General features: G+C 73.0%; 3 protein-coding genes. All 3 read right to left on the bottom strand.

Annotated features, from left to right (window positions below; genetic code table 11):
* Window positions 1-263: 263 nt before the first annotated feature.
* The gene (locus tag ACY45C_RS20595) at window positions 264-458 is read right to left on the bottom strand and encodes a (2Fe-2S)-binding protein (RefSeq protein WP_462189201.1); all 195 of its coding nucleotides are present in this window, start codon (window positions 456-458) and stop codon (window positions 264-266) included.
* 265 nt (window positions 459-723) lie between these two features.
* On the bottom strand, window positions 724-954 hold the full coding sequence (locus ACY45C_RS20590; protein ID WP_462189200.1) for an OmpA family protein: 231 nt from the start codon (window positions 952-954) through the stop codon (window positions 724-726).
* Window positions 873-1,772, bottom strand: a complete 900-nt coding sequence (locus ACY45C_RS20585; protein WP_462189199.1) for an OmpA family protein — start codon at window positions 1,770-1,772, stop codon at window positions 873-875. Before ACY45C_RS20585 ends, ACY45C_RS20590 begins: the two co-directional genes overlap by 82 nt.
* Between the last annotated feature and the right edge of the window lie 160 nt (window positions 1,773-1,932).

Raw genomic sequence — 1,932 nt, 5'->3', positions numbered from 1 at the left:
ACTCTGCCTTGGGAGAACACCACGAACGCGAAGGTGCCCGCGGCCGGCGGGGCGTCCGTCACGGCCACCGCCGAGTCGAACCCGATGTCGCCGACGAGCGGATAGTGGGCGAGCCGGAGCCGGTCGGCGGGCGCGGCGGTCAACGGCGGGGGACGCGGCGCCGGGAGCTCGATCGTTGCGGATGGTCCGGGCGGTACGGGTCGCGGGCGGGCGGGCCGCCACGCGGGGTACCACAACGAGGTGACCAGCACCCCTCCGGAACCCTACCCCGCCCTGGCGACCGGGCTGCCGCGGCGCGCGTACGCCTCGTCCAACAGCTCGGCGATCTCCTCTACACAGCCGCCACAGCCCGTCCCGGCATCACATCGCTCGCCGACGGCGTCAACGTCGCAGGCACCCGACGCGATCACATTGCGTAGCATCCGGTCGGACACCGCGAAGCATGAACAGACGAGCACCGCACCTCACCACGCCCGAGACAGCCAGCACGCGGACGGCCAAGCGGCAGTTCGCGACCCTGTCGATCTGTCGATGATCCTTCGACCCCGTGGGGCAGTCGACCCTGCGGAGCAGCCTTAGCTAAGGCTTCCCTAAGCAGAGGGTGCCATGGGCCACCCGCCGCAGGCAAGACGGTCGCGCATCCGCGACATCACCGTGACACTGGGCCGGAAATCGGCCGGACTGCAGATCGACCGGATCAGCCGGGATCGGGCTCGCCCAGAATCAGCGATCGGGCCACGGGACGATCTCGACCCGACGGTTGGCCGCCCGTCCCCGGGGCGTGGCGTTGTCGGCCTCCGGCCACCGGGAACCGAACCCGGCGACGCGCATGAGGTCGGGACGTACGCCCCGGTCCGTCAGGTAGTCGGCAGTCACCCGGGCCCGGTCCAGAGACAACGCCTGATTGAGGGTCGCCGGCCCGAAGGCGTCGGTGTGGCCGCCGACCAGGACCACGACCCGGCCGGCGGGCTCAGTGTCGCTGCGCCGACCGGGAACGTCACGTTCCGACCGTCGAGGGCAGCGCGTAGGGCCGCGAGGGCCCCGGCGTCGGAGGTGGGCTTCGCCGCCGGGGCGGCAGGCTTCTCTCCCGGGACGACAAGCCGGTTGTCCAGGGTGGCATCAGGAACGGTGGTACCAGCCGCCGCCAGCACCTGGGCGCCGAGGCGCCGCCTCGTGGCCTCGTCCGGGGCGCTGCCGGCCACCGCCACGGTCGTCCCGGAGACTGTGACCGAGTGGTTCCCGGGGAAACCGCGCAGCGCCGCCGCGACGGCGGCCACCGCCTCCACCGGCGGCTCCGCCACGGCCGGGTCGACCCGGACCTCGCCGGTCACCGACCCGCCGCTCGCGTCCGCCACGGCGGCGAGCAACACGGCACGGCTCGCCCGGTCGGGCACGGTCGCCGTGATCGACAGTCCTCGGCCGGCCACGGCGAGCACCAGGGGGCGCGCGGGTTCGGTCGCGATGACCACGTCGTCACCGAGACGCGCGGAGGTCGTGCCGGCGACCGCGGCCGAGGCCCGCGCCTGTTCGGCGGCGGCGGCACTCGGGAAACAACCGGTGACGACCGCATCACGCCCCTCGACGTGAACCTGGGCGTGCCCGCCGCCGGTGGACCGGACCACCGCGGTCGCCCGGGCGGAAAGATCATCCTCGATGGGGCCGCGGCGCAGGGCGAACGCGACAAGAGCAAGCAGCAACCACGCCAGCACGAGTGCGATGGCGAAGGCGACCGGGCGCGGGCGTTGCAGACGCACGGCCGTGGACAGGGACATCGATCGGACTCCGAGCAGGATCGGACCGGACGCGGGATCTTCGAGGTGGCGCTGATCGTCGGGACAGGGCCGATCTTCGAGGTGGTGGGGAGGGGGTGCCGCAAGGTCGGACGCGGCCGGGAAAACCGCGGCCCGTGCTTCGACGTCGACTTGCTCCGGG

The sequence above is a fragment of the Frankia sp. CcWB2 genome, from assembly GCF_977927585.1.
This window is presented reverse-complemented; position numbering and strand designations above follow the sequence as displayed.